Genomic DNA, 23,531 nt, shown 5'->3' on the forward strand with positions numbered 1-23,531 from the left:
GCATCGGCCCGGCCATCGAAACGGCCGGCAAAAGCGCGGCCGAACTCACCCGCACGGTCGAGGCCTGGATCGAGGCCGAAATGGCGAGGCTGCCCCCTGCTGCCGCACGCCAATAACGGGGTGCTGCAGCTCGGCGCCATCGCGGTGCCGTTTGCGCTCAAGCGCTCGCGCCGCCGCCGCACCCTCGGCCTGACGGTGACCGCGCGCGAAGTGCGCATTCATGCGCCGAGCTGGACGCCGCGTGCCGAGATCGAGCGTTATGTCGTGCTGCAACACGGCTGGCTCGCTCGCGCCTGGGCACGGATGCAGGCGCGCACATCGCGAGCCGGGGCGCCCGCCGCGAACGAAGTGCGTTATCTGGGGCGCGTCCTTGCACTCGATATCCGGCCTTCATTGTTCAGCGAGGTGCGCCGCCATGGCGGCACGCTGCGCATCCATGCGCCGCACGGTGCCGACGCCGCATCCCTGGTCCGCGACTGGCTGCGAATCCGTGCCGAACGTCTGCTGGCCTGGCGGCTCGCGCGCATCGCCCGCAAACTGGGGCGCAGGCCCAGCCGTTTTGCCCTGTCCAACGCGCAAACCCAATGGGGCAGCTGCACCCGGCACGGCCACATCCGCCTCAACTGGCGGCTGGTGCAGGCGCCGCTCGCGCATATCGACTACGTTGCCGCGCATGAGCTCGCCCACCTCGTCCACCTCGACCATTCGCCGCGCTTCTGGGCGCAGGTCGCAGCGCTGTGTCCGGACGCGCTTGCGCGGCGCGCCGAGTTGCGCACAATGGGAGCTTCTCTGTTTCAGGTCTGAAACCATGCGAATCCTGCACACCATGCTGCGCGTCGGCGACCTCGACCGCTCGATCGATTTCTACACCAGCGTGCTCGGCATGAAACTGCTGCGCCGCAAGGATTACCCGGGCGGAAAGTTCACGCTCGCCTTCGTCGGCTACGACACAGAAGACCGCACGGCAGTGCTTGAGCTGACCTACAACTGGGGCGTCGACCAATACGAAGCCGGCAGCGGCTACGGCCACATCGCCATCGAGGTCGACGACGCCTACGCCGCGTGCGACGCCGTCGCAGCCAGGGGCGGCAAGGTGCTGCGCCCGGCCGGGCCGATGTCGCATGGCACCACGGTGATCGCGTTCATCGAAGACCCCGACGGCTACCCGATCGAATTCATCCAGAAGGGAACCGCCGGGTGGGTGAAGGAATGGGCGGAGTAACAGGCATTCGCCCGGGCCGCAGCGCGTACTAACTGATTGCCTTGGTGATCAGCGGTAGCAGCGGCTCGGGCAGCTTGATTTTTCCGGACAGTGCGAAGGCCTGGGCGGTCTTGGACATCTTCTGCCATGTCTTGCGGATGATATCCAGCCATTTCGCCTCATCGTAGTCGGGTTTGCTCTGGGCGAAGGCCAGTATGTAATGCTCGATGAAGACAAGATCGGCGATGTCTTCCAGCAGTTGCGTTTCCGGATTGCTCTTGATACCGCGCTTGCTCACCGCCTTCTTGACGCGTTCGATGGTTGCGTCGTCATAGCCGGCCTGGCGCATCAGCTCGCCTGCCGTGTCGGCGTGAAACGTGTAAAGCCCGGTGCGCCACGCGTGATAGCCATCCTTGTTCATCGGATAGCTGCTGCGCGGCACCTTCCAGCGCTGGATGTGCTGGGCGCGCACTGCCAGTTGCGCCACCTCGGAGGCTTCCGGTGCAAAGCGGGCGATCATGTCCGACATGCGGCGGCCGTAAAGCAGTTCCTTGGGCTGGCCTTCATCCAGATTGGGGTCTTCCGCATTGGCGGCATCAAACAGTGCCAGCGCTCGACTGAAGCGTTCCTGATTCTCGATCATCATTCAATTCCTGGGTTGGGGGGTAGGCTATCCATGGTCCTTTCCTGGATGTGCCGGAATAGTTCCGCAAGCCGCACGACCAGGATCGGCTTCCATTTCCCATTATCTCAAACATCCGTGCCATCGACCCGGGCCATTCCGTCGATCGACGGCAGCGAGGCATCCGTCAACGGCCAGCCAAGCTTGCATTTTTCCGGATCGTGCCCCAAGATACGCCAAGCGCGTTTTATCCTGCCTGCAAGCTCAACCCAGAGGAATCCCGACGTGACCGATCTCTTTTCCCCCGCCCGCTTCGGCGCCATCGAACTTGCCAACCGCGTGGTGATGTCGTCGCTGACGCGCAACCGCGCTGGCGCGGGCAACGTGCCGACGCCGCTGGTGGCCGAATACTATCGCCAGCGCGCCTCGGCCGGGCTCATCCTGACCGAGGCTTCGCCGATCTGCGCGGCGGGCCACGGCTATCCCCGCACACCCGGCATCCATACGCCCGAACAGATCGCGGGCTGGAAGCAGGTGACCGATGCGGTGCATGGCGCCGGCGGGAAGATCGCGCTGCAACTGTGGCATGTGGGGCGGATTTCGCATCCCGATCTGCAGCCGGACAGCGCCCTGCCGGTCGCGCCGTCGGCGATCCGGCCGGCCGGCCAGGTGTTCACCGGGCAGGAAATGAAGGATTTCGTCATGCCGCGCGCACTCGAACTTGCGGAAATCCCCGCCCTGGTCGCCGACTTCGGGCAGGCCGCGCGCAATGCCGCCGACGCGGGTTTCGACGGCGTGGAAATCCACGCCGGCAATGGCTATCTGCTGGATCAGTTCCTGCGCTCGTCCACCAACCGGCGCACCGATGCCTACGGCGGCAGCAAGGAAAACCGGGCACGCCTGCTGCTGGAAGTGCTGGATGCCGTGTGCCGGGAAATCGGCAGCGACCGCACCGGTCTGCGGCTGTCTCCGGTGACGCCATTCAACGACATCAGCGACGACCATCCGCAGGAGACGTTCGATTACGTTGTCGGCCAGCTCAATCCGCTGCAGCTGGCTTTTCTGGACGTGTTGCAGGGAGCCGGCGGCGCGCCCCGGGAACAGTGGCCGCCATTCGATTACGACAGGCTGCGTGCGCTGTATTCGGGCAACCTGATCCTCAACAACGGCTACGACTTCGCAACGGCACAGGCTGCGGTGACGTCGGGCGCCGCCGACGCGATTGCGTTTGGCCGCCTGCTGCTGGCCAATCCCGATCTGGTGGAACGATTCCGCCGCGGCGCGGCCTTGAATCCGCCCGATTACGCAACGTTCTACACCGGGGAAGAGAAGGGGTATACCGACTATCCCTTTCTGCCGGACTGAACCGTTTCCGCTTGCCGCGGCGGAGCGTACGGTTCCGGCTTCAGGCGGAGCCCGATTCGCCGAACAATGGCTGGGGACGGTGGATGGCGTAGCCCTGGGCATAGTCGACGCCGATTTCGCGCAGCCGCCGCAACGCCGCCTCGCTCTCGACAAATTCGGCGATCGTCTTCAGCCCGAGCGCAGCGCCGACGCGGTTGATGGCCTCGACCATGGCGAAATCGGCGGCATCCTCGGCGATATGCCGCACCAGGGCGCCGTCGATCTTGAGATAGTCCACCGGCAGGTTCTTCAGGTAGCTGAATGAAGACATGCCACTGCCAAAATCATCCAGGGCGAACTGGCAGCCGAACCGCTTGATGGCGTGCATCACTTCGCGGGTGCGCCCGAAATGGGTCACCGCCACGGTCTCGGTGATTTCGAAGCACAGCCGGTCCCCCGCCAGCATTGTGCGGCGCAGCGCGTCTTCCAGAAAGTCCATGAACGTGTCGTCATTGAGGCTGGCGCCGGACAGGTTGATGGCGCAATGCGTGGCCGGGATGCGTGCCATTTCCGCCTGCAGATGCCCGCCTTGCCCGTCCAGCAGCAGATGCTGGATGACCCAGCGGTCGATGGCAGGCATCAGCCCGTAGCGTTCGGCCGCCGGGAAAAACCGGTCCGGCGCAACGATCGCTCCGTCCTCGTCGATCAGGCGCAGCAGCATTTCGACATGCCCGGCCCCCTCCCCTGGAACGCGTCTCAGATCGAGAATCTGCTGCTGCCAGATCTGAAAGCGGTTTTCGTCCAGCGCCTTCTGCAGGCGAGCCACCCATTGCATTTCCTGGCGCCTGCCAGTGCAGGCGGTGCCGCCGGAATAGGCCTGTACGCGGTTGCGTCCCCGGTCCTTGGCAACGTAACAGGCGGCATCGGCCGCGCTCAACGCGTCTTCCGCGGAAACCGTGTCGTTGCCGATGGAACACAGGCCGACGCTGGCCGTCACCTCGAAGCTGCGTCCATTCCAGGCGAAGCGATAGCCGGCCATGGCGGCGCGTAAGGTTTCCGCCACCCGCATGCCTTCTTCAATCGACTGGTCATACAGCAGCAGTCCGAATTCGTCGCCGCCCAGGCGAGCGATCACGTCGCACTGCTTCGTCAACCGCTTCAGATGCCGGCCCAACTGGCGTAGCAGCTCGTCGCCGGCCAGGTGGCCGCAGCTGTCGTTGACCAGCTTGAACTGGTCGAGGTCGATGTAAACCAGGACATGCGATCCGCGGCGGGGTTTCGCGTTGCTGACCAGGGCATGCAGACGTTGCTGGAATTCGCGCCGGTTGACCAGTCCAGTCAGGTCGTCGTGGCTGGTATGGTGCTGCAACGTGGCTTGCAGCATCCTGCGCTCGGTGACGTCGCGCAAGATGCCGATCACCAGTTCGCCGCTATTCAGGCGTACGCGGTTCATGCTGATTTCAACCCAGCGCGGTTCGCCGCGCGGCGGGTTGATCTCCATTTCGAAACGCGTTGCCCGCCCCTCAAGCACGGTGCGGAAATGCTCGCGGAACAGGGCGCCGGTCTCGGCCAGGCCAAATAGCTCGGTAATCGGCATGCGCCGCCCATGCGCGGTCAGCTCGGTTTCGCTGACCCCGAGCCAGGTGGCCATGAGCGGGTTGGCGACATGGAATTTCATCTCGTCGCAGACGACAAAAATGCCGTCGTTGGCGCTGTCGATATAGGCGCGCAGCAACTCCCGCTCGATTTCGGGTTCCAGGCCCGGCGGATGGGCCGATGGTGGGTGCTGGGAGCGTGTGTCCATAAGCTTCGGGGATGGGACTGCCGGAGTATCGGGTTTCGGTTGTCAAGCTTGAGCCGTCAGTCCATTTCGCCCATCTTGCCTTGCCGTGTGCAGGGTTTTACGCTGGGCGGTTTTGTCCGGCCAGATGCCGGGCGATGGCTTCGTAGTCGGCGACGGCAAGATTTTCCGCACGCCTGCCGGCGTCGATGCCGAGCGCGGCGAAGTCCCCGGGCTTGAGCAGGCTGCCGAGCGTGTTCTTCAGGGTTTTGCGGCGCTGCGAAAACGCGGCGGCGACGACGCGCGCGAACAGCGCCTCGTCGAGCGGGACGATTTCGGCCGGTGTTTTGGGGATCAGGCGGACGACTGCGGAATCGACCTTGGGCGGCGGGTTGAAGGCGGCAGGCGGGACGTCGAGCAGCCATTCCAGGTGAAAACGGCGCTGCAGCATGATCGACAGGCGACCGTAATCGGGGGTCGAAGGCTCGGCGACCATGCGTTCGACGACTTCCTTCTGCAGCATGAAGGTCATGTCGCGGATGTGCCCGGCGAACGCCATCAAGTGGAACAGCAGCGGCGTGGATATGTTGTAGGGGAGGTTGCCGACGATGCGCAGATCATGGCCCAGCGCGGCGAAATCGAATTTCAGCGCATCGCAGCCGTGCACGCTGAGCCGCTCGGCCGGCCAGGTTCTTTGCAGGCGCGCGACGATGTCGCGGTCGAGTTCGACGGCGTGCAGATGCGGCAGGCGCTCGAGCAGGGGCCGGGTCAGCGCGCCGAGGCCGGGGCCGATCTCGACCACGGTGTCCGGCGCCTGCGGGTGGATGGCGTTGACGATGGCATGGACGATGCCGTCGTCGATGAGGAAGTTCTGGCCGAAGCGTTTGCGGGGCGTGTGCATGTCAGGGGGCAGGGCTCAAGGGGCAAGTTTCAAGATGCAAGGGGCGGGCGTACGCCCTGGCGCTCACGGCTTACCGTTTGCCGCTCGCCATCTCCAAGGCCATTTCAATCGCGGCCAGCAGGCTGCCCACTTCCGCGCGTCCCGTGCCGGCGAGGTCGAGCGCGGTGCCGTGGTCGACCGAGGTGCGGATGAACGGCAGGCCCAGGGTGATGTTCACGCCGGCGCCGAAGCTGGCGTATTTGAGCACCGGCAGGCCCTGGTCGTGATACATCGCCAGCACGGCATCACAGCGGTCGTGGCGGATGCGCGAGAACAGCGTGTCGGCGGGCAGCGGGCCGACGAGCTTGATGCCTTCGCCGCGCAGGCGATCGAGCGTGGGTCCGATGACGTCGATTTCCTCGCGCCCGAGGTGGCCGGATTCGCCGGCATGCGGATTGAGCCCGGCCACCAGGATACGCGGCCGGGCGATGCCGAATTTGCTTTGCAGGTCGGCGTGCAGGATGCGGATCACTCCATCGAGCAGCGCGGGGGTGATGGCGTCGGCCACCTCGCGCAAAGGCAGATGGGTGGTGGCGAGTGCAACGCGCAGGCCGCCGCCGGCAAGCATCATCACGACTTTTTCGGTGCCGCTGCGGTCGGCCAGGTATTCGGTGTGGCCGGTGAAGGCAAAGCCGGCATCGTTGATGACGCCCTTGTGTACCGGCGCGGTGACGACGGCGCCATAGCTGCCGTCCATGCAGCCGGCGAGGGCGGCGTCCAGCAGGGCGAGCACGTGGGCGCTGTTGCCGCGGTCGAGCACGCCTGCAGTAACGGGGGCCGCGGCCGGAATGTGGCGCACGTGCAGGCGGCCCGGCCGCTGCGCGGGGACGGCGTCACCGCAGACGAAATCGGGCGTGATACCGAGCTGGACGGCGCGCGCGCGCAGCACTTCGATATCGCCCAATACCGAGAGGCGGCATGGCAGCGCCTGCTGCGACAGCGCGATGCAGAGGTCGGGCCCGATTCCGGCGGGTTCGCCGGCGGTGAGGGCGAGAACGGGCAGATTCGCGGCTTCGCTCACCCTCGGGATACCCGGATCAATCGAGCGGGCGCAGTTCGACGTAGGCCGAGTCGCGGATCTGCCGCACCCAGTCCTGGAAGGCTTCTTCCCCCTTGCGCTCGCGGATGGCCTGACGCGCCAGCAGTTTCTGGCGTTCCTGCGTGACGTCCTGCTCGCGGCGCTCCAGCACCTGGATCAGGTGCCAGCCGAAGGGCGACTGGATCGGCGCGCTGACCTCGCCGGGCTGCAGGGCGTCCATTGCTTTCTCGAAATCGGGCACGGTGTCGCCGGGATTGATCCAGCCGAGGTCGCCGCCCTTGGAGGCACTGGCGTCCTCGGAGTGCAGGCGTGCGAGCTCGTCGAATTTCACGCCGTTGTCGACGCGCTCTTTCAGTTGCAGCAGGCGGTTGCGGGCATCCGATTCCGAGGTGAGCTCGTTGGTCTTGATGAGAATGTGGCGGGCGTGCGTCTGTGTGACGTTGAGCGCCACGTCCAGCCCGCGCTTGTCGTTGAGCTTGAGGATGTGAAAGCCGTTGCTGCTTTTCAGCAGCGGGGCGACTTGGCCCGGTTGCAGCGGCTTCAGCGCATCGGCGAACAGGGCCGGCATCTTGCCGCTGGCGCGCCAGCCGAAAGCGCCGCCCTGCAGCGCGTTGGGGGCGTCGGAATGGCTGGCCGACAGCTGGGCGAAGTCGACACCCTTGGCGAGCTGGGCGAGGATGTCCTCGGCGCGGTCGCGGCGCGCCTGGATCTGCTCTGGCGAGGCGTTCTCCGGCACGGTGACGAGGATGTGGGCGAAGTCGTATTCCGTCTCCACGCCCTGCTGTGCCTGGGTTTGCAGGTAGCCTTCGATCTCGGCGTCGCTGACGGAGATGCGGTTGTCGACGTCGCGTTCGCGGGCGCGTGCAATGAGGAGCTCGTTGCGGATGGTGTTGCGCATGCTGTCGAGGCTCTGGCCGTCCTTTTCCAGCGCGGCCTGCAAGCCGGCCATGTCGAGCTTGTTCTGCGCGGCGATGCGTTGCAGGGCGCGTTCGATCTGCGTCGGGTCGACCCGCACGCCGGTACTGCGGGCGTGCTGCTGCAAGGCGAGTTCGGTGACCATGCGTTCGAGCAGCTGTTTTTCCAGCACCTCGCGCGGCGGCAGCGGGGTGTTCTGCCGCGACAGGTTGCGCACGATTTCACCGTAACGCTTGACGAGCTCCTGGCGGGTGATGACTTCGTCGTTGACGACGGCAACGATGTGGTCGAGCGGCTGCACCGCGGCGTGGGCCGGCAGCAGGGTCGAGGCGGCGATCAGCAGCGCCAGTGCCCAGTGCGGGCGGCGCCATTCAGGGCGTTTGAAGAATTTCATTGCTTGGCCTGTATCCGGGAACACTGTGTTTCAAAACGTCGAGCGGGTTGGCGCCGATGCGTCCCATGCCGCTCAACTCGAGCTGGATGAAAAACGCATCGGTGGACTGGTTTTCCTTGGTGGCCAGGCGCTGGAACACGCCGCGCACCGCCCAGCAGCCGCCATTGTATTCAAGCCCTGCCAGCCCCTCGACCAGCTTGTTGTCCTGGAACGAATAGTTGTAGCGGAACATGCCGTACCAGCGCCTGGCCAGCGGCCATTGCGCGGACAGATCGACCTGCTCGGTGGTTTGGTCAATGAAGCGGTAGCCGAAGTTCAACGCACGGCCGGGGCCGGGGCGGTAGGAGGCGCCGAGGTTCTGGCGGATGGTGGTGCCGTTCTGGGTGTCGTACTGCCAGGCGGTGTCGATGCGCCAGTCGCGCGTGATCTGTCCGCTGACGGCGGCGAGCAGGTCGGTGGCGTTGCTGGTGCGCAACGTCGCGCCGGGCAGCCTGACCTGCTGCGTGCTGAAGTAATAGCGCTGGCCGAGGGTGATCTGCAGGCGCTCCAGGCCGCTCGCGGCCTCGGTGAAGCGGCTGGTGACGGCGAGCGTCAGCTGGTTGGCATCGTTGACGCGGTCGCCGCCGATGAACTGGTTCTCGGTGAACATCTGCGCGTAGCTGAAATCCTGCAGCGCGGTGTCGAAAACCGGGATCGCGTCCTGATTGCGGTAGGGCGCGTAGACGTAGTAGGCGCGCGGTTCGAGCGTCTGCTCGTAATCCTGGCCGGCGAAGCGGAACGGGCGATCGAAGGCGACCCCGGAATCGAGGCTGAAGATGGGTACGTTGCGGGTGATGCGCTGCTTGGCCAGCGTGTCGTCGTCCAGCGCGTAATAGCTGCTGTGCCAGCCGACCTGCGGGGTGAGGAAGCCGAACGAATTGGTGAGCGGCAGGCGCAGCGTGGGGTAGGCCAGTACGCGCGTGCCTTCGGTTTTGGCCGGGTCGGAATGGGCGAAGCGCGTGGCTTCGCCGTCCAGCCGGAATTCCAGCCCGCGGCCGAACGTCTGGGCCATGCCCAGGCGCGCCTGGGGTAGCCGCGCATACGGCTCGGCTATGGGTATGGCTGTGGAATCCTGCAGGGTCTGGAAGCTTTGTGCGCGCAGTTCGGCGTTCCAGGCGGCATGCTGCGTGGTCACCCAGGCTTCGCGGTTGAGGTGGCTGAGCGAAGTGATGGAAATCAGATTGGACAGGTCGCGAAAATAATCGTCGTCGGATACTTGATTGAACAGCATGCCGGCCTGGGTGTTCGCGCTCAGACGGTAGGTGTTGTTGAGTGCGACGCTCCAGCGTGAACGATCGGCTTCATTGTCGTTGGGCAGGTATTCGAGGCGGTTCTCGCCGTGCATGTCGTTCAGCAGATAGCGGAATTCTCCGCCCAGCTGAATGCCCCGCTTGGACAGCAGGCGCGGATACAGCGTCGCGTCGTAGTTCGGCGCGAGGTTGAGGTAGTACGGCACCTGGATGTCGAGGCCGCTGCGCTCGGTGGTGCCGAAAGTGGGCGCCAGCACGCCGGTCTTGCGTGCATCGTTGAGCGGGAAATCCGCCCACGGCGTATACAGGATGGGCACACCGAGAAACTGCAGGGAAGCGTGGCGCGCCGTGCCCACGTTGCGGGTCCTGTCGATGTCGAGATCGCTCACCTTGAGGAACCAGTCGTCGTTGTCCGTCGGACAGGTGGTATAGGTGGCGTCCTGCAGCTTGAAGTGGTTTTCGTCGATGAACTCGATGTGGTCGGCGCCGCCGCGTCCCTGCTGCGACGGAAACCGGTATACAGGCTGGGTGAGCCCGCCGCTGTAGTCGTTGAGGTTGAGCTTGAGGGCGTCACCCGTCACCAGCAGCGCGGCCTGCTCCAGCCGCACCTGGCCGCGCGCTTCCACCAGGCTCAGCGTGGTGTCGTAGCGCAGCCAGTTGGCGTAGAAGTTCTGCCCGGCCTGGCGGGCTTCCACGCGGCCGCTGGCTTCGATGACGTTGGGCACGGTCGATTCGATGCGGTCGGCCGTCACGAACAGCGGCCCCGCTTTGCCTGCCGCAGCCGAACCGGCGAGCTCGACGTCTTTTTTCAGCGCGAGTCCGTTCGCTGCCGCAGAAGCAGCGCTCAGCAACAACACGACAAACGCAAAGCCGGGCAGGGTGGACAAGCGATGTAAAATCCGGAAGTTCGTTATTCGGAGCAGTGTGGCTGTGGAACGTTTGCAAGCAATACAGGACTGGGCCGCCCGACAGCTGGGGGGAGACTCGCTCGATATCGCCCCGGCGTCGGCGGACGCCAGCTTTCGCCGTTATTTTCGCGTGACTGCCAAAGGCCGCGATTATATCGTGATGGACGCGCCGCCGGCGCACGAGGATTGCCGCCCCTTTATCGCCGTCGCCCGGCTGTTCAATGAAGCCGGGGTGCACGTGCCGCAGGTGCTGGCGCAGGACCTGGAGCGGGGCTTCCTGCTGCTGAGCGATCTGGGCAACACCACCTATCTGTCGGCCTTGAATGAAGCCGCGCTCGATCAGGGCGCGGCGAACGGGCTGTATCTGGCGTCGAACGATGCGCTGATCCGCATCCAGCAGGCGAGCCGCCCGGGTGTGCTGGCGGAATACGACCGCGCGCTGCTGACCCGCGAACTGATGCTGTTCCCCGAGTGGTATGTGGCGAAGCACCTCGGCGTCACGATGACAGACGAGCAGAAAACCATCCTCGACACCGTGTTCGAGCGCCTGCTCGCCAACAACCTGGCGCAGCCGCAGGTGTACGTGCACCGCGACTGGCATTCGCGCAACCTGATGGTGAGCGACCCCAACCCCGGCATCCTCGACTTCCAGGATGCGGTGTACGGCCCCATCACCTACGACCTCGCCTCGATCTACCGCGACGCCTACGTCCAGTGGGACGAGGAGATGCAGCTCGACTGGGTGATCCGCTACTGGGAAAAGGCGCGCGCGGCCCGCCTGCCGGTGCGCGAGGACTTCGGCGAATTCTGGCGCGACTTCGAATGGATGGGCGCGCAGCGCCAGATCAAGGTGCTCGGCATCTTCGCGCGGCTGTATCACCGCGACGGCAAGGACGGCTATCTGAAGGACATGCCGCGGGTGATGCACTACCTGAGGAAGGTATGCGAGCGGTATGACGAGCTGAAGCCGTTGCTGTTCCTGCTCGACGCGCTGCAGGACAGGGCGCCGCAGGTGGGGTATACGTTTTAGGTTCAAGGTTCAAGGTTCAAGGAGCAAGCGGGTGGGCAAGGGGTGAATACGAGTACGGCGATGATCCTGGCGGCTGGCCGCGGCGAGCGCATGCGCCCGCTTACCGACCACACGCCGAAGCCCTTGCTGGCGGTCGGCGGCAAGCCGCTCATCGTGTGGCACATCGAGCGCCTGCGTGCGGCGGGCTTCAGCCGCATCGTCATCAACCATGCCCATCTCGGCCAGCAGATCGAGGCCGCGCTGGGGAACGGCGCCGTGCTTGGCGTGTCGATCGAGTATTCGCGCGAGGTCAGCGCGCTGGAAACCGCGGGCGGTATCGCTACCGCGCTGCCCTTGATCGAAAGCGACGTCTTCCCCGTGGTGAACGGCGACATCTACTGCGAATACGATTTTTCCCGCCTGGCCGAACCGCTGGCGCGGCTCGCCGCCGGCCACGACCAGGCGCATCTGGTGCTGGTCGGCAATCCGCCGCATCACCCCAAGGGCGACTTCGTGCTCGACGATGGGCGGGTGGAGAACACCGATTCCCCGCACGCCTTGCGCCTCACCTTCTCCGGCATCGGCGTTTACCATCGGGCGCTGTTCGCCCACACGCCCGCCGGCGAAAAGGCCCCGCTGGCGCCGCTGCTGCGGCTGGCGATCGACGCCGGACGCGTCTCCGGCGAACATTTCGCCGGCCGCTGGGTCGATGTGGGGACGCCCGAACGTTTGCACCAACTCGACGAAAGCCTGCGCAGCCATGTTTGACGCCTCTGTTTACGCCAACCGCCGCGCGCGGCTGGCCGCCGCCCTCGGCGACGGCATCGCCATCGTCGCCACCGCCCCCGAGGTGCCGCGCAACCGCGACACCCACTATCCCTACCGCCACGACAGCTATTTCTACTGGCTGACCGGTTTCGCCGAGCCCGAGGCGGTGGTGGTGCTGGTCGGCGGCGCAGCGCCGCAATCGATCCTGTTCTGCCGCGACAAGGACGAGACGCGCGAGATCTGGGACGGTTTCCGCCACGGCCCGGCAGCGGCGCAGGAAAAATTCGGTTTCGATGCCGCCCATTCGGTCGCTGAACTCGACGCCAGACTGCCCGAACTGATGGGCAACCGTGCGCGCCTCGCCTACGCGGTGGGGCAGGAGCCGGCGTGGGATGCGCGGGTGATCGGCTGGCTCAATGCGGTGCGTGCGAAGACGCGGCAGGGCATAGCCGCGCCGGGCGAGATCGTCGACGTGCGGCATGCGCTCGACGAGATGCGCCTCATCAAGGATGTCCACGAACTGGCGCTGATGCGTCGCGCCGCCGAGATCTCCACGCGTGCGCATGGCATCGCGATGCGCGCGACCCGGCCGGGCCGCCACGAATACGAGATCGAGGCGGAGCTGCTGTGCGCCTTCCGCAGCGGCGGCGCCGAGGCGCCGGCCTACACCTCCATCGTCGCCAGCGGCGCCAACGCCTGCGTGCTGCACTACGTCTTCAACAACCAGCCGCTCGCCGACGGCGACCTGCTGCTGATCGACGCCGCCGCCGAGTTCGGCAGCTATGCCGCCGACATCACCCGCACCTTCCCGGTCAACGGCCGTTTTTCGGCGGCGCAGAAGGACGCCTACGAGCTGGTGCTGGCGGCGCAGGCGGCGGCCATTAATGAGGTGCGTCCGGGTCGCCACTGGAATTCACCGCACGAGGCGGCGGTGCGCGTGCTGACGCAGGGCATGGTCGATCTCAAGCTGCTTGCCGGCAGCGTCGACGGCCTGATCGAATCGAATGCCTATAACCGCTTCTACATGCACCGCACCGGCCACTGGCTCGGGATGGACGTGCACGATGCCGGCGAATACAAGATCAAGGGCGAATGGCGGCCGCTGGTGCCGGGCATGACCCTGACGGTCGAGCCGGGCCTGTACATCCGCCCGGCGGACGACGTGCCCGAAGCCTTCTGGAACATCGGCATCCGCATCGAGGACGACGTGGCGGTGACCGAGTCCGGCTGCGAGGTGCTGACCTCGCCGCCGAAAACGGTGGATGAAATCGAAGCGTGGATGAACGGATGAAGCCTGTGCTGATCGTCGGCGCCGGCCCGGTCGGCGCGGTCTGCGCGCTGGCGCTGCAGCAGCAGGGGGTCGCAGCGCAGGTGCTGGAAGCGCAGCCGGAAGACGCACGCGTCGACACCCGCACGCTGGCGCTGTCGCATGGCTCGCGCCTGATCCTCGAGCGCCTCGGCGTGTGGGCGCAGCTCGACGATGCCACCCCGATCACCCGCATCCACATTTCCCAGCGCGGCGCGCTCGGCGTGGCGCGGCTGTCGGCGGAGGAGGTGAACGTGCCGGCACTCGGCTACGTGCTGCCCTATGCATCGCTCACCGTGGCGCTGAAGCGGGCGCTGGGCGATGCCGGCATCGCGGTCGATTATGGCGTGGCGGTGACGCGCATCGAATCCGGCAGCGAGATGGCAAGCCTGCATGCGGCTGACGGCCGCGTCCATGCCGCGCCGCTGGTGGTGGTGGCAGACGGCGGGCGCGGCGACACGGCCCCCGCGCCCAAATTCGAACGCGACTACGACCAGACGGCGGTGGTGTGCGAGGTGCAGACCGAACTGCCGCACGCCAACCAGGCATACGAGCGCTTCACCCCGGACGGGCCCGCCGCGTTGCTGCCGAAGGGCGATCGCCATGCCCCACAAGGGGACTCCGACTTTCTACGGGCTGAAGCCCGTGAAAGATCGTATGCCCTGGTGTGGACCGCGCGCAATGCCGACGCCCAGCGCATTGCCGCGTTGCCCGACGATGCATTTCTCGCGGCCTTGTACCGCCATTTCGGCGGGCGCCAGGGGCTGTTTCTGCACGCCAGCCCGCGCAAGACCTTCCCATTGAAACTTGCCTGGACCGGCAGCGAGGCTGCCGCCCGCGTGGTGCGCATCGGCAACGCGGCGCAGACCCTGCACCCGGTCGCGGGCCAGGGCTTCAACATCGGCCTGCGCGACGCCTGGGAGCTGGCAAGCCTGTGCGGCGACACCCCCGCGGACGCGATCGGCGATGCCGCCATGCTGGCCGCCTACGCGCGCGGGCGGCGTCTGGACGTGCTGGGCGGGGTTGGCTTCACCGATTTCCTGGTGCGCGTGTTCTCCAACGACAGCGCGCCGCTGCGCCACGCGCGCGGACTGGGACTGCTGGCGCTGGAAGCGCTGCCGCCGCTGAAAGCCTTCGTCGCCCGGCGGATGATGTTCGGGGCGCACGGATGAGCGGCGAGCGCTACCAGGTCGTCATCGTCGGCGCCGGTCTGGTGGGGGCCGCCGCCGCGCTGGCGCTCGGCCGGCAGGGGGTGCGGGTGGCGCTGGTCGAGCACCGGCCGCCGCCGCCGCCGGGCGATGCCTGGGACACCCGCATCTACGCCATCAGCCCGGCCAGCCAGCGCTTCCTCGAAGGCATCGGCGCCTGGCAGCGTCTCGATGGCGGACGCATCCAGCCGGTTTTCCGCATGGATGTGGCGGGCGACGGCAGCGGCGCGGTCCGCCTCGACGCTTACGCCGCCGGGGTTCCGCGCCTCGCGACCATCCTCGAAAGCGGGCGCCTGCAATCCGCTTTGTGGCAGGCGATCGAGGCCGACGGCAACGTGGCGCTGCACTGCCCGGCGACTATCGAATCTCTCGTCAGGAACGGTGCTTCCACGCAGCTGACGCTGGCCGACGGAACGGCCCTCGAGGCCGAGCTCATCGTCGGCGCCGACGGCGCCGCCTCGCGCATCCGCGAGTGGGCGGGGCTCGCCGCGACGCGGGTGGCCTACGGCCAGAGCGGCGTGGTGGCGAATTTCGAATGCGAACGCGCGCATCGCGGAACCGCGTTCCAGTGGTTTTTCGACAGCGACATCCTGGCCTGGCTGCCGTTGAGCGGGAACTGCGTGTCGATGGTCTGGTCAACCCGGTCGGCGCATGCCGACGCGTTGCTCATGCTGGAGCCCGCGGCACTCGCCGAAAAGGTACGGGCGGCCGGCCATGGGCGGCTGGGGGAATTGCGCCTGCTGACGCCCGCGGCCGCGTTTCCGCTGCGCCTGATCCGGGTGGCGGCCGCCGTTGCCCCCGGCGTGGCGCTGATCGGCGATGCCGCCCACGGCGTGCATCCGCTGGCGGGACAGGGCGTCAACCTGGGGTTCGGCGATGCCGAAACGCTGGCCGCCGTGCTGGCGCAGCAGCGCCGGGGCAATTGCGGCGATGTGCGCGTGTTGCAACGCTATGCGCGCGAGCGCGCCGAGCCGGTGCAGCGCATGCAGGCTGTCACGCATGGCCTGCATCATCTGTTTGCCGACGACCGCGCGGCCTGGCTGCGCAACAGCGGCATGAAACTCGTCGACCGCCTGTCGCCGCTGAAAGCGATGCTGGTGCGCGAAGCGATGTCCTGAGTTTTTTTATTTTTTTGGAGCAACGCATGAAATCCACTTCCCTGGCGCTGGCCGCAGCCCTGTTGTTCGCGGGGTCCGCGCAGGCAAACGAGCCGCTCATCCGCAAGACGCTGACGCAGCAGTTTCCGGGGGCCAGCATCACTTCGGTGCAGAAGACCCCCTACAGCGGGCTGTTCGAGGTCTATCTCGACGGGCAACTGGTTTATGTCGACGCCAAGGCGCAATACGTGTTCGCCGGCGACGTCATCGACCTGAAGAACCGCAGCAACCTGACCCAGGCGCGCTTGAGTCAGCTGCAGGCGGTGAAGTGGAGCACATTGCCGCTCGGCGACGCGCTCAAGACGGTGAAGGGCAAGGGCGAGCGCAAGCTGGTGGTGTTCTCCGACGTCGATTGCCCCTACTGCCGCAAGTTCGAGGCCGAACTCGCCAAGGTCGACAACATCACCGTCTACACCTTCCTGTATCCGATCGAGGGGCTGCATCCCAAGGCGGTGCAGACATCGAAACAGATCTGGTGTGCCCCCGACCGCAACAAGGCATGGGACGACTACATTACGCGCGGCAGCGTGCCGAACAACGACGGCAAATGTGCCAATCCGGTCGACTCCACCATCGCACTGGGTGGCAAGCTGAAAGTGAGTGGCACGCCCACGCTGATCTTCGCCAACGGTGTGCGCGTGCCCGGCATGGTGCCGGCGGCGCAATTGGAGCGTCTGCTCGCCGCCAACGCCAAATAGGCATGAGCGCCAGCTTCTGGAACGAGCGCTATTCGACCGAGGACTACATCTTCGGTACCGCGCCGAACGCGTTCCTGGCCAGCCAGGCGGCATTGCTGCGTCCCGGCATGCGCGCCCTGGCGATCGCCGACGGCGAAGGCCGCAACGGCGTGTGGCTGGCCGAGCAGGAGATGGCGGTGCATGCGGTCGAGGTGTCGCCGGTGGCACTGGAAAAGGCCCGCAAGCTGGCTGCCGCGCGCGGCGTCGCGCCGACGTTCGAGCAGGCCGACATCCTCGACTGGAACTGGCCGGACGCCGCCTACGACCTGGTGGCGGCCATCTTCATCCAGTTCGCCCCGCCGCCCGGGCGCGATCGCATCGTCGACGGCATCCGCCGCTGCCTCAAGCCGGGCGGACTGCTGGTATTGCAGGGCTATACGCCGAAACAGATCGAGTTTGCCACCGGCGGCCCGTCCAATCCCGCCAACCTGTATACCGCCGAGTTGCTGCGCGCCTGGTTCGACGGCTGGGATATCCTGCACCTGGCCGAGCACGAATCGGTCATCAGCGAAGGCCGCCATCACCACGGCATGTCGGCGCTGGTCGATCTGGTGGCAAGAAAACCTTGAGGCTGCACCAGCCGGCTGCGACGGTCCGGCGAGGCGTCGTCGAGCCGCGTCGTGCCCAGCAAGACATGCTGTCCGGGGCGCAGCGGCTACTCTTCGCGCGCCAGGGTACGCAAGCCTTCGAGGGCGTTTTTGAGGGTGGCGCTGTCGCTGTCGCGCGGGAACACCATGTAGGCGGTCAATTTGAACTGCGGGCTTTGCGGGACGCGCCACAGCTGCCCGGCTTCGAGATAATGCCGCACCAGCCGCAGCGGAAAATATCCGCTGCCGCCATAAGTGAGCACTTGTTGCACGCCCAGCCAGCCGATGTTGGCAACCAGCGTGGGGGCCCCCATCTCGGGATGGTGATCGCTGAACAAGGCGTGGAACTCCGTCCCCCAGTCGATGTGGATATAGTCGGGATCCGGCCAGGGGCGCTGGGGATCGTTGGTCACCAGCAGCAGGGTTTCGTCGAACAGCGGTTCCACCACCAGCCCGGGGCGCGAGGTCGGCGTGTACATGACGCCGATATCCACCGTGCCCTCGATCAGTCCTTGCATGATGTCGGGTTCGAAGCCGATTTCCAGGCGCAGCGACACGTCCGGTGCCGCCCCGCGCATCCACGCCACCCAGTGCGGCAGAAACCCCTCCCATACCGCGATCCGTCCGCTCAGCGTCAGCACATCGTGAAACCCCTCGGGCAATCCCACGTCGTGGCGCGCCTGTTCCACCGTGCGCACCAGATGCTTGGCATGGCGCAGGAAACGCTTGCCTGCAGGCGTCAATTCCGCGCCGTTGCGTCCGCGCTGGAACAGGCGCACGCCGAGCGTGGTTTCCAGCGTGTGGATGCGCGCGCTCACGGTCGATTGGGTAACGTGCAGGCGGCTGGCGGCGGCGACGAAGTTGCCGTTGGCGGCGACCATGAGAAAAGTGCGGGCGAGTTCGGTGTCCATTTTCAGGTATCGGTTTTTTCGATATTAGATACCAAAATTTATCGTTGGATGGATATATTAGAGATCTCTAAACTAGGCGCCTCGTCAAACAAGGAATCTGCAATGAACAGCCGAGCCGGCCTTGCTGCCCTGATGCCCGAACGCGACAACGAAGGTTTTTTGCTGAATCCCGCCGAGTGGAGCCGGGCGCTTGCGCCGTTGCTGGCAGCCGAGGACGGCCTGATATTGAGCGAAGCCCATTGGCAGGTGCTCGATTTCATCCGCGCCTGGTACGCGGAGAACGAAAGCGTGCCCGAAGCGCGCCGGGCGATTCAGCATCTGGCTGCGCTTGGCGGCGACAAGCACGCCGCCAAGCAGGCCTTGTACGAACTGTTTCCGCGTGGCTATGGGCAGCAGGCCTGCCGCATCGCCGGCATGCGCAAACCGCTGAAACTGATGCTCGATGTGTAAAACGGAAACATTGACACGATGAAGACGGCTTACAGGATGTCGGAGCGCGCCCTCAGAAGAAGGGTCAGCCTCATGCGGGGCTGGAGCGGACTGAAAATCGCTTACACGGTTTCGGAGCGCGAGCATTGGGTGTCGGCGACCGGCGGTTTGCTGGGCCTGCTCGCGGTGCTGTGGGCCGGCAACTTCTGGGTGGCCGAGCACGGCAATGCGGGTGTGCTGACCACGGCGTCGATGGGGGCTTCCGCCGTGCTGCTGTTCGCCGCCCCGCACGGCGCGATGTCGCAGCCCTGGTCGGTGTTCGGCGGCCATCTGGTGTCGGCGCTGATCGGTGTCACCTGCGCCCGCTGGTTGCCTGATCCCATGCTGGCCGCATCGCTGGCGGTGGCCTTGTCGATCGCGGCCATGTACAGCCTGCGCTGTCTGCATCCTCCGGGCGGGGCCACCGCGCTGAACGCCGTGCTGGGAGGCGAAGCCCTGCATGCGCTGGGTTACGGCTATGTGCTGAGTCCCGTGCTGCTGAACGTCGTCGTGCTGCTGATCGTGGCGGTGGCGTTCAACTACCCGTTCGCCTGGCGGCGTTATCCGCAGGCGTGGTGGCGCCAGCCGGCGGTGTGCGCGCCTGCGGCGGCGGATTCTGCCGGTTCGGAGGAAAAGTGCATGATCCCGCACAGCGACCTGGTTTATGCGTTGAGCCAGATCGATACCTTCGTTGACGTCAGCGAAGAGGATTTGCAGAAGATTTATGCGCTGGCGCTGGGGCATCATCATCAGACGCCCGACACAACGGGACCGATCCCGGAGCCGGCCGTCGAATCGGCACGATAGCGCACCGGCCGGATCCGGTGCAGCTAACAAACGCAGCGACACGATCCCGCTGCCCAGCGCTTCCCGGACGAAAGGGCGGCCCTGCGGCGGGGCGTGATTTGCAGTAAAGTGAAAGCGTCGTCACGACGCCGTCACGAAGGGGGCTCCGAATGGACACGCCCTGGACCGCTCGCCCGCCTGCCGCAGCGGGGCATGCCCCCGGCGCGCCCGGGATCGCGCCCAGCTGGACCTCGTCCGCCAAGAATCTGGTCGGTACCGCGATCGGCTCGTCGCGGCTGTGGTTTACCCTCGGCCACGGCATCGTCAACGAGGTCTATTGCCCGCGCATCGACACGCCGCAGATCCGCGACCTCGGCTTCATCGTCGCCGACGACGCCGGCTTCTGGGTCGAGCTCAAGCGCGGCGCCGATTACACGCTGGCCGTGCCCGCGCCGGGGGTGCCGCTGCCGGCCGTCGTGCACCACCACCCGCGCTTCACCCTCAGCTTGCGTTTCTGTCCGGATGCGGCGCGCGATGTGCTGCTGATCGATCTGGCGCTCGTCGGCGAGGCGGGCTTGCGCGTCTATGTCCTGCTCGCGCCGCATCTGGGCGGCACCGGCAGGAACAATTGCGCGTGGGCGGCGAGCCATCTGGGGCAGGGGGTGCTGTGGGCGGAACAGGGGCCGTTCGGGGCGGCGCTGCTGGCGTGCATGGCGGACGGCGCGGATGCGCTGGGCGCGGCGTCGGCGGGCTATGTCGGCGTTTCCGACGGCTGGCAGGATTTCGCCGCCAACGGGCGCATGGCCTGGCATTACGCCGCAGCCGGGCCGGGCAACGTGGCGCTGATGGCGGAAGTCGCGCCGCGCGCAACGCTGGCGCTGGGGTTGGCGACGTCGATGCAGGCCGCCGCCACGCTGGCGCGCGCGGCGTTGATGCAGCCGTTCGCCCGCATGCGGGAACAGCAGCGCGCGGCCTGGACGGCATGGCATCAGGGGTGCCATACCGCAGCCCTGTCGGCCGGCTTGCCGGATGAGCTGCAGGCGCAGCTCGCCTGTTCGGCGCAGGTGCTCAAAACCCACAGCGACAAGACCTTTCTCGGGGCGATGGTGGCGAGCCTGTCGGTGCCGTGGGGCAATCACGGCGAAGAGCGCGGCGGCTACCACCTGGTGTGGCCGCGCGATCTGGTCGAATCGGCGCAGGCGCTGCTGGCGCTCGGCAGCATGGGCGAAGCGCAGGCGGTGCTGGGCTACCTGCTGGCAACGCAGAATGCCGATGGCCACTGGAACCAGAACCAGTGGCTTGGCGGCAAGCCATACTGGGCGGGGATCCAGCTCGACGAGACCGCATTCCCGGTGCTGCTCGCCGCGAGCCTGGCCGAACGCGATGCGCTGGGCGACATGGCGGTGGCGGCCAGCGTGCGCCGCGCGTTGGCATTCCTGGTGCAGGCAGGCCCCGCCAGCCCGCAGGATCGCTGGGAGGAGGATGCCGGCGTCAGCCCGTTTACGCTTGCGGTGTGCATTGCCGCGTTGGTGGCCGGTGCCGGTTTGCTGCCCGAGGCCGAACGCGGCTTGCCGTTGGCGGTGGCTGATTTTTGGAATGCGCGGCTGGAAGACTGGTGTGTGGCACGTGGCACCGCCTTGGGCGCGCGCCACGGCGTGCCTGCGTATTACGTGCGCGAAGCGCCGCCGGACATTCTGTGCGACGACTATGCCATGCAGCGGGTATTGCCGATCAAGAACCGGAGCGACGGCCTGCGGCTTGCGGCCGACGCGCAGATCGCCACCGATTTCCTGCAGTTGGTGCGGCTGGGCCTGCGCCGTGCCGATGACGCGCTGATCGTCGACACCCTGGCGCTCGCCGATGCGCTGCTGCAAACCGCCACGCCGCTGGGGCCGGTATGGCATCGTTACAACGGCGACGGCTATGGCGAACATGACGATGGCCGCGCATTCGACGGCGCTGGGCACGGGCGCGGCTGGCCGCTGCTCAGCGGCGAACGCGGCCACTACGAACTCGCCGCCGGCCGCGACGCGCTGCCGTATCTGGCGGCGATGAATGCCATGGCCAGCCATGGCCTGATACCCGAACAGGTATGGGATGCCCCGGCGCTCGGCCGGTTCCGGCCGGGGCGGCCGACCGGCAGCGCCATGCCGCTGGCGTGGGCGCACGCCGAGTTCGTCAAGCTTGCCGCCTCGCGCGCCCAGGGATATCCCTTCGATCGCCCGGCTGCGGTGTGGCGGCGCTACGCCGGCAAGCGCCCCAGTGCGACGGCCGCCATCTGGACTCCCGGCGCGCCGTTGCGCCGGGTGGCGCAAGGCCAGGCGCTGTGGATCGTGCTGCCGCAGGCGGCGGTGGTCCGGCTGTGGCTGGATGAGGCAAGCACGCCGGCCGAGCAGGCAACCGCCGCTTGCGGCCTGGGCCTGCACGGACTGCGGCTGGACGCGGCCCGGCTGGCGGGGCACACCCGCCTGCAATTCGGTTGGCCGGATCAGCGCGGCAAGGCGATGAAGGAGGTGGCCCGCGTCGACTTGGCGGGCTGATCCTGCGCAGCTCAGCGGTTGAGGTCCTCCAGCAGGCTCGACAAATCGTTGGCGTGCTCCTCTTCCATCGCCAGGATGGTCTCCAGCATCCGTCCGGTGGTGATGTCCTTGTCGCCGATGTAGCGGATCATCTCGCCGTAGCTCTCGATCGCGATGCGCTCGGCGACGAGGTCTTCCTTAATCATCTCGATCAGGCTGCCGCCTTCGACGTACTCGGCGTGCGAGCGCATCGCCAGCCCGTCGGGGCTGAAGTCGGGTTCGCCGTTCAGCTGCACGATGCGCGTGGCGATCAGGTCGGCATGGCCCTGTTCTTCGGTGGCGTGCTGGAGGAATTCCTGCGCCACCGTGTCGGCATTGATGCCGCCGGCCATGAAGTAATGCCGCTTGTAACGCAGGATGCAGACCAGCTCGGTGGCCAGCGCCTCGTTCAGCAGCTTGATCACGACGGCGCGGTCGGCCTGGTAGCCGGCGGTGACCGCGCCGTCCTCGATATGCTTGCGCGCGCGGGCGCGCAGGGTCTTGATGTCGGTCAGGAACGGTTGTTGGGTTGCGGGCGCGGTCTTGGCCATGGTGGATTCCTTTCGGTTCGTTGAGTCCTTACCCCAGAGTGGTGTCGAGCAGCATCATGACAACGAAGCCGCCGATGATTCCCAGCGTGGCGGCCTGCTCGTGCCCCTTACGATGGGTTTCCGGAATGATTTCGTGCGATACCACCCAGATCATCGCGCCGGCGGCAAAGCCCAGGCCGGCCGGATAGAGCGGGGCGAAGCCGGAGGTCAAAGCGACGCCGACGATGGCGCCGAGCGGTTCGGCCAGTCCGGTCAACGCGGCCGCGCCGGCGGCCTTCCAGGGCGTGTACGCCACGGTGCGCAGCGCCACCGCCACCACCAGGCCTTCCGGAATATCCTGAATGGCAATCGCCGCGGTCAACGGGATGCCCACCGAGGCGTCGCCGCCGGCGAAGCCGACGCCGATCGCCATGCCCTCGGGGAAGTTGTGCAGGGCGATGGCGAACACCATCAGCCAGACGCGGCGCAACTGCATCCAGTCGGGGCCGTGGCGGCCGGCGCCGGGGTGTTCGTGCGGCACCGCCTTGTCGGCCAGCAGCAGGAACAGCGCGCCCAGCACCAGCCCGGCGGCAACGATGGCCGCGCCGGCTGGCTTGCTGCCGAGAATGCCGGTGCCGGCGGCGACCCCCGGAAGGATCAGCGAGAAACACGAGGCGGCCGCCATCACGCCCGCCCCGAAGCCGAGCATGACGTCTTCCCAGCGTGCCGAGATATGGCGAACGAACAGGGCGGGCAGGGCGCCCGCGGCGGTGGCGAGCGCCGCAATTGCCGAGCCGGCCAGCGCCTGCCCCATCGGGGTGCCGATGCGGGCGCCGCCCTGCACTACGGCCACCCACGCCAGCCCGCTCAACAGGGCAACAGCCAGCGCGCTGCCGCCGTGCCGCGCCGCGCGGGCATGGCGCGGGTCGGCGAGGAAATCCTGCAGGCTGCGGGCGGCGGGATTCATGCGTTCACGCCTGGCCGCGCTGGCGCGGTCCGGCCCATGTCCTGCATTTCGTCATGCGTGCTCGCCATGTCCGGTGCGTTCATGCCTGTTCTCCTCGCCACTGGCGC

General features: G+C 66.7%; 22 protein-coding genes. 13 read left to right on the forward strand and 9 right to left on the reverse strand.

Annotated elements, in window-relative coordinates; genetic code table 11:
• The first annotated feature begins 120 nt into the window (after window positions 1–120).
• Complete coding sequence (locus tag BGO62_RS03945; RefSeq protein ID WP_296639523.1) at window positions 121–804, forward strand: SprT family zinc-dependent metalloprotease; 684 nt, start codon at window positions 121–123, stop codon at window positions 802–804.
• Between the two features lie 4 nt (window positions 805–808).
• A complete protein-coding gene (gloA, locus tag BGO62_RS03950) occupies window positions 809–1,222 on the forward strand; it encodes a lactoylglutathione lyase (protein ID WP_296639524.1) in 414 nt (137 codons plus the stop codon).
• 28 nt (window positions 1,223–1,250) lie between these two features.
• On the opposite strand, the gene BGO62_RS03955 is transcribed toward gloA, so the two are convergent.
• A complete protein-coding gene (locus BGO62_RS03955; protein WP_296639527.1) occupies window positions 1,251–1,844 on the reverse strand; it encodes a DUF4202 domain-containing protein in 594 nt (197 codons plus the stop codon).
• 264 nt (window positions 1,845–2,108) lie between these two features.
• Here BGO62_RS03955 and BGO62_RS03960 point away from each other — a divergent pair, with 264 nt between their 5' ends.
• Window positions 2,109–3,188, forward strand: coding sequence for an alkene reductase (locus tag BGO62_RS03960; RefSeq protein WP_296639530.1), 1,080 nt, complete (start codon window positions 2,109–2,111; stop codon window positions 3,186–3,188).
• 40 nt (window positions 3,189–3,228) lie between these two features.
• Here the strand turns inward: BGO62_RS03960 and BGO62_RS03965 are convergent, their stop codons facing one another.
• The 5 genes from BGO62_RS03965 to BGO62_RS03985 all read right to left on the reverse strand — a co-directional run bounded on the left by BGO62_RS03965 (window position 3,229) and on the right by BGO62_RS03985 (window position 10,411).
• A complete protein-coding gene (locus tag BGO62_RS03965; RefSeq protein ID WP_296639532.1) occupies window positions 3,229–4,971 on the reverse strand; it encodes an EAL domain-containing protein in 1,743 nt (580 codons plus the stop codon).
• A gap of 97 nt (window positions 4,972–5,068) precedes the next feature.
• Window positions 5,069–5,848, reverse strand: a complete 780-nt coding sequence (rsmA, locus tag BGO62_RS03970; protein ID WP_296639534.1) for a 16S rRNA (adenine(1518)-N(6)/adenine(1519)-N(6))-dimethyltransferase RsmA — start codon at window positions 5,846–5,848, stop codon at window positions 5,069–5,071.
• 70 nt (window positions 5,849–5,918) lie between these two features.
• Entirely contained in the window at window positions 5,919–6,908 is a 990-nt protein-coding gene (gene pdxA / locus BGO62_RS03975; RefSeq protein ID WP_296639537.1) for a 4-hydroxythreonine-4-phosphate dehydrogenase PdxA, read from the reverse strand.
• A 16-nt stretch (window positions 6,909–6,924) separates the two neighbouring features.
• The gene (locus BGO62_RS03980) at window positions 6,925–8,235 is read right to left on the reverse strand and encodes a peptidylprolyl isomerase (RefSeq protein WP_296639539.1); all 1,311 of its coding nucleotides are present in this window, start codon (window positions 8,233–8,235) and stop codon (window positions 6,925–6,927) included.
• Complete coding sequence (locus BGO62_RS03985) at window positions 8,213–10,411, reverse strand: LPS-assembly protein LptD (protein WP_296639540.1); 2,199 nt, start codon at window positions 10,409–10,411, stop codon at window positions 8,213–8,215. The genes BGO62_RS03980 and BGO62_RS03985 overlap by 23 nt, the downstream gene beginning before the upstream one ends.
• Window positions 10,412–10,454: 43 nt before the next feature.
• Between BGO62_RS03985 and BGO62_RS03990 the strand changes: the two genes are divergently transcribed.
• From BGO62_RS03990 to BGO62_RS04020, 7 genes are read left to right on the forward strand one after another with little or no spacing between them, the layout of a single operon-like run.
• Window positions 10,455–11,462, forward strand: a complete 1,008-nt coding sequence (locus tag BGO62_RS03990) for a phosphotransferase (protein ID WP_296639543.1) — start codon at window positions 10,455–10,457, stop codon at window positions 11,460–11,462.
• A gap of 60 nt (window positions 11,463–11,522) precedes the next feature.
• Entirely contained in the window at window positions 11,523–12,209 is a 687-nt protein-coding gene (gene murU / locus BGO62_RS03995) for an N-acetylmuramate alpha-1-phosphate uridylyltransferase MurU (RefSeq protein WP_296639569.1), read from the forward strand.
• Window positions 12,202–13,500 (forward strand): aminopeptidase P N-terminal domain-containing protein, encoded by a 1,299-nt coding sequence (locus BGO62_RS04000; protein ID WP_296639545.1) that lies wholly within the window; start codon window positions 12,202–12,204, stop codon window positions 13,498–13,500. Before murU ends, BGO62_RS04000 begins: the two co-directional genes overlap by 8 nt.
• Window positions 13,497–14,687, forward strand: a complete 1,191-nt coding sequence (locus BGO62_RS04005; RefSeq protein WP_296639547.1) for an FAD-dependent monooxygenase — start codon at window positions 13,497–13,499, stop codon at window positions 14,685–14,687. The genes BGO62_RS04000 and BGO62_RS04005 overlap by 4 nt, the downstream gene beginning before the upstream one ends.
• Window positions 14,684–15,841 (forward strand): UbiH/UbiF family hydroxylase, encoded by a 1,158-nt coding sequence (locus BGO62_RS04010; RefSeq protein WP_296639550.1) that lies wholly within the window; start codon window positions 14,684–14,686, stop codon window positions 15,839–15,841. Before BGO62_RS04005 ends, BGO62_RS04010 begins: the two co-directional genes overlap by 4 nt.
• Window positions 15,842–15,867: 26 nt before the next feature.
• Window positions 15,868–16,578 carry a DsbC family protein gene (locus BGO62_RS04015; RefSeq protein ID WP_296639553.1) on the forward strand — a complete coding sequence of 237 codons (711 nt, stop codon included), beginning with the start codon at window positions 15,868–15,870 and terminating at the stop codon, window positions 16,576–16,578.
• A gap of 2 nt (window positions 16,579–16,580) precedes the next feature.
• Window positions 16,581–17,186, forward strand: a complete 606-nt coding sequence (locus BGO62_RS04020; protein ID WP_296639557.1) for a class I SAM-dependent methyltransferase — start codon at window positions 16,581–16,583, stop codon at window positions 17,184–17,186.
• An 86-nt stretch (window positions 17,187–17,272) separates the two neighbouring features.
• Here BGO62_RS04020 and BGO62_RS04025 read toward each other — a convergent pair whose 3' ends face one another.
• Window positions 17,273–18,115, reverse strand: a complete 843-nt coding sequence (locus tag BGO62_RS04025; RefSeq protein WP_296639558.1) for a LysR family transcriptional regulator — start codon at window positions 18,113–18,115, stop codon at window positions 17,273–17,275.
• Between the two features lie 102 nt (window positions 18,116–18,217).
• Here BGO62_RS04025 and BGO62_RS04030 point away from each other — a divergent pair, with 102 nt between their 5' ends.
• The 3 genes from BGO62_RS04030 to BGO62_RS04040 all read left to right on the forward strand — a co-directional run bounded on the left by BGO62_RS04030 (window position 18,218) and on the right by BGO62_RS04040 (window position 21,909).
• Window positions 18,218–18,565 (forward strand): TusE/DsrC/DsvC family sulfur relay protein, encoded by a 348-nt coding sequence (locus BGO62_RS04030; protein ID WP_296639560.1) that lies wholly within the window; start codon window positions 18,218–18,220, stop codon window positions 18,563–18,565.
• Window positions 18,566–18,637: 72 nt separating this feature from the next.
• Window positions 18,638–19,390, forward strand: coding sequence for an HPP family protein (locus BGO62_RS04035; protein WP_296639561.1), 753 nt, complete (start codon window positions 18,638–18,640; stop codon window positions 19,388–19,390).
• Window positions 19,391–19,539: 149 nt separating this feature from the next.
• Window positions 19,540–21,909 carry a glycoside hydrolase family 15 protein gene (locus BGO62_RS04040; protein ID WP_296639563.1) on the forward strand — a complete coding sequence of 790 codons (2,370 nt, stop codon included), beginning with the start codon at window positions 19,540–19,542 and terminating at the stop codon, window positions 21,907–21,909.
• An 11-nt stretch (window positions 21,910–21,920) separates the two neighbouring features.
• Here the strand turns inward: BGO62_RS04040 and BGO62_RS04045 are convergent, their stop codons facing one another.
• Both BGO62_RS04045 and BGO62_RS04050 read right to left on the reverse strand, forming a co-directional pair.
• Window positions 21,921–22,478: a ferritin-like domain-containing protein gene (locus BGO62_RS04045; protein ID WP_296639565.1), complete on the reverse strand. Its 558-nt coding sequence runs from the start codon at window positions 22,476–22,478 to the stop codon at window positions 21,921–21,923.
• A 28-nt stretch (window positions 22,479–22,506) separates the two neighbouring features.
• A complete protein-coding gene (locus BGO62_RS04050; RefSeq protein ID WP_296639566.1) occupies window positions 22,507–23,424 on the reverse strand; it encodes a ZIP family metal transporter in 918 nt (305 codons plus the stop codon).
• Between the last annotated feature and the right edge of the window lie 107 nt (window positions 23,425–23,531).

It is taken from the genome of Thiobacillus sp. 65-1402 (genome assembly GCF_001897685.1).
Taxonomy (GTDB): Bacteria; Pseudomonadota; Gammaproteobacteria; order Burkholderiales; family Thiobacillaceae; genus Thiobacillus.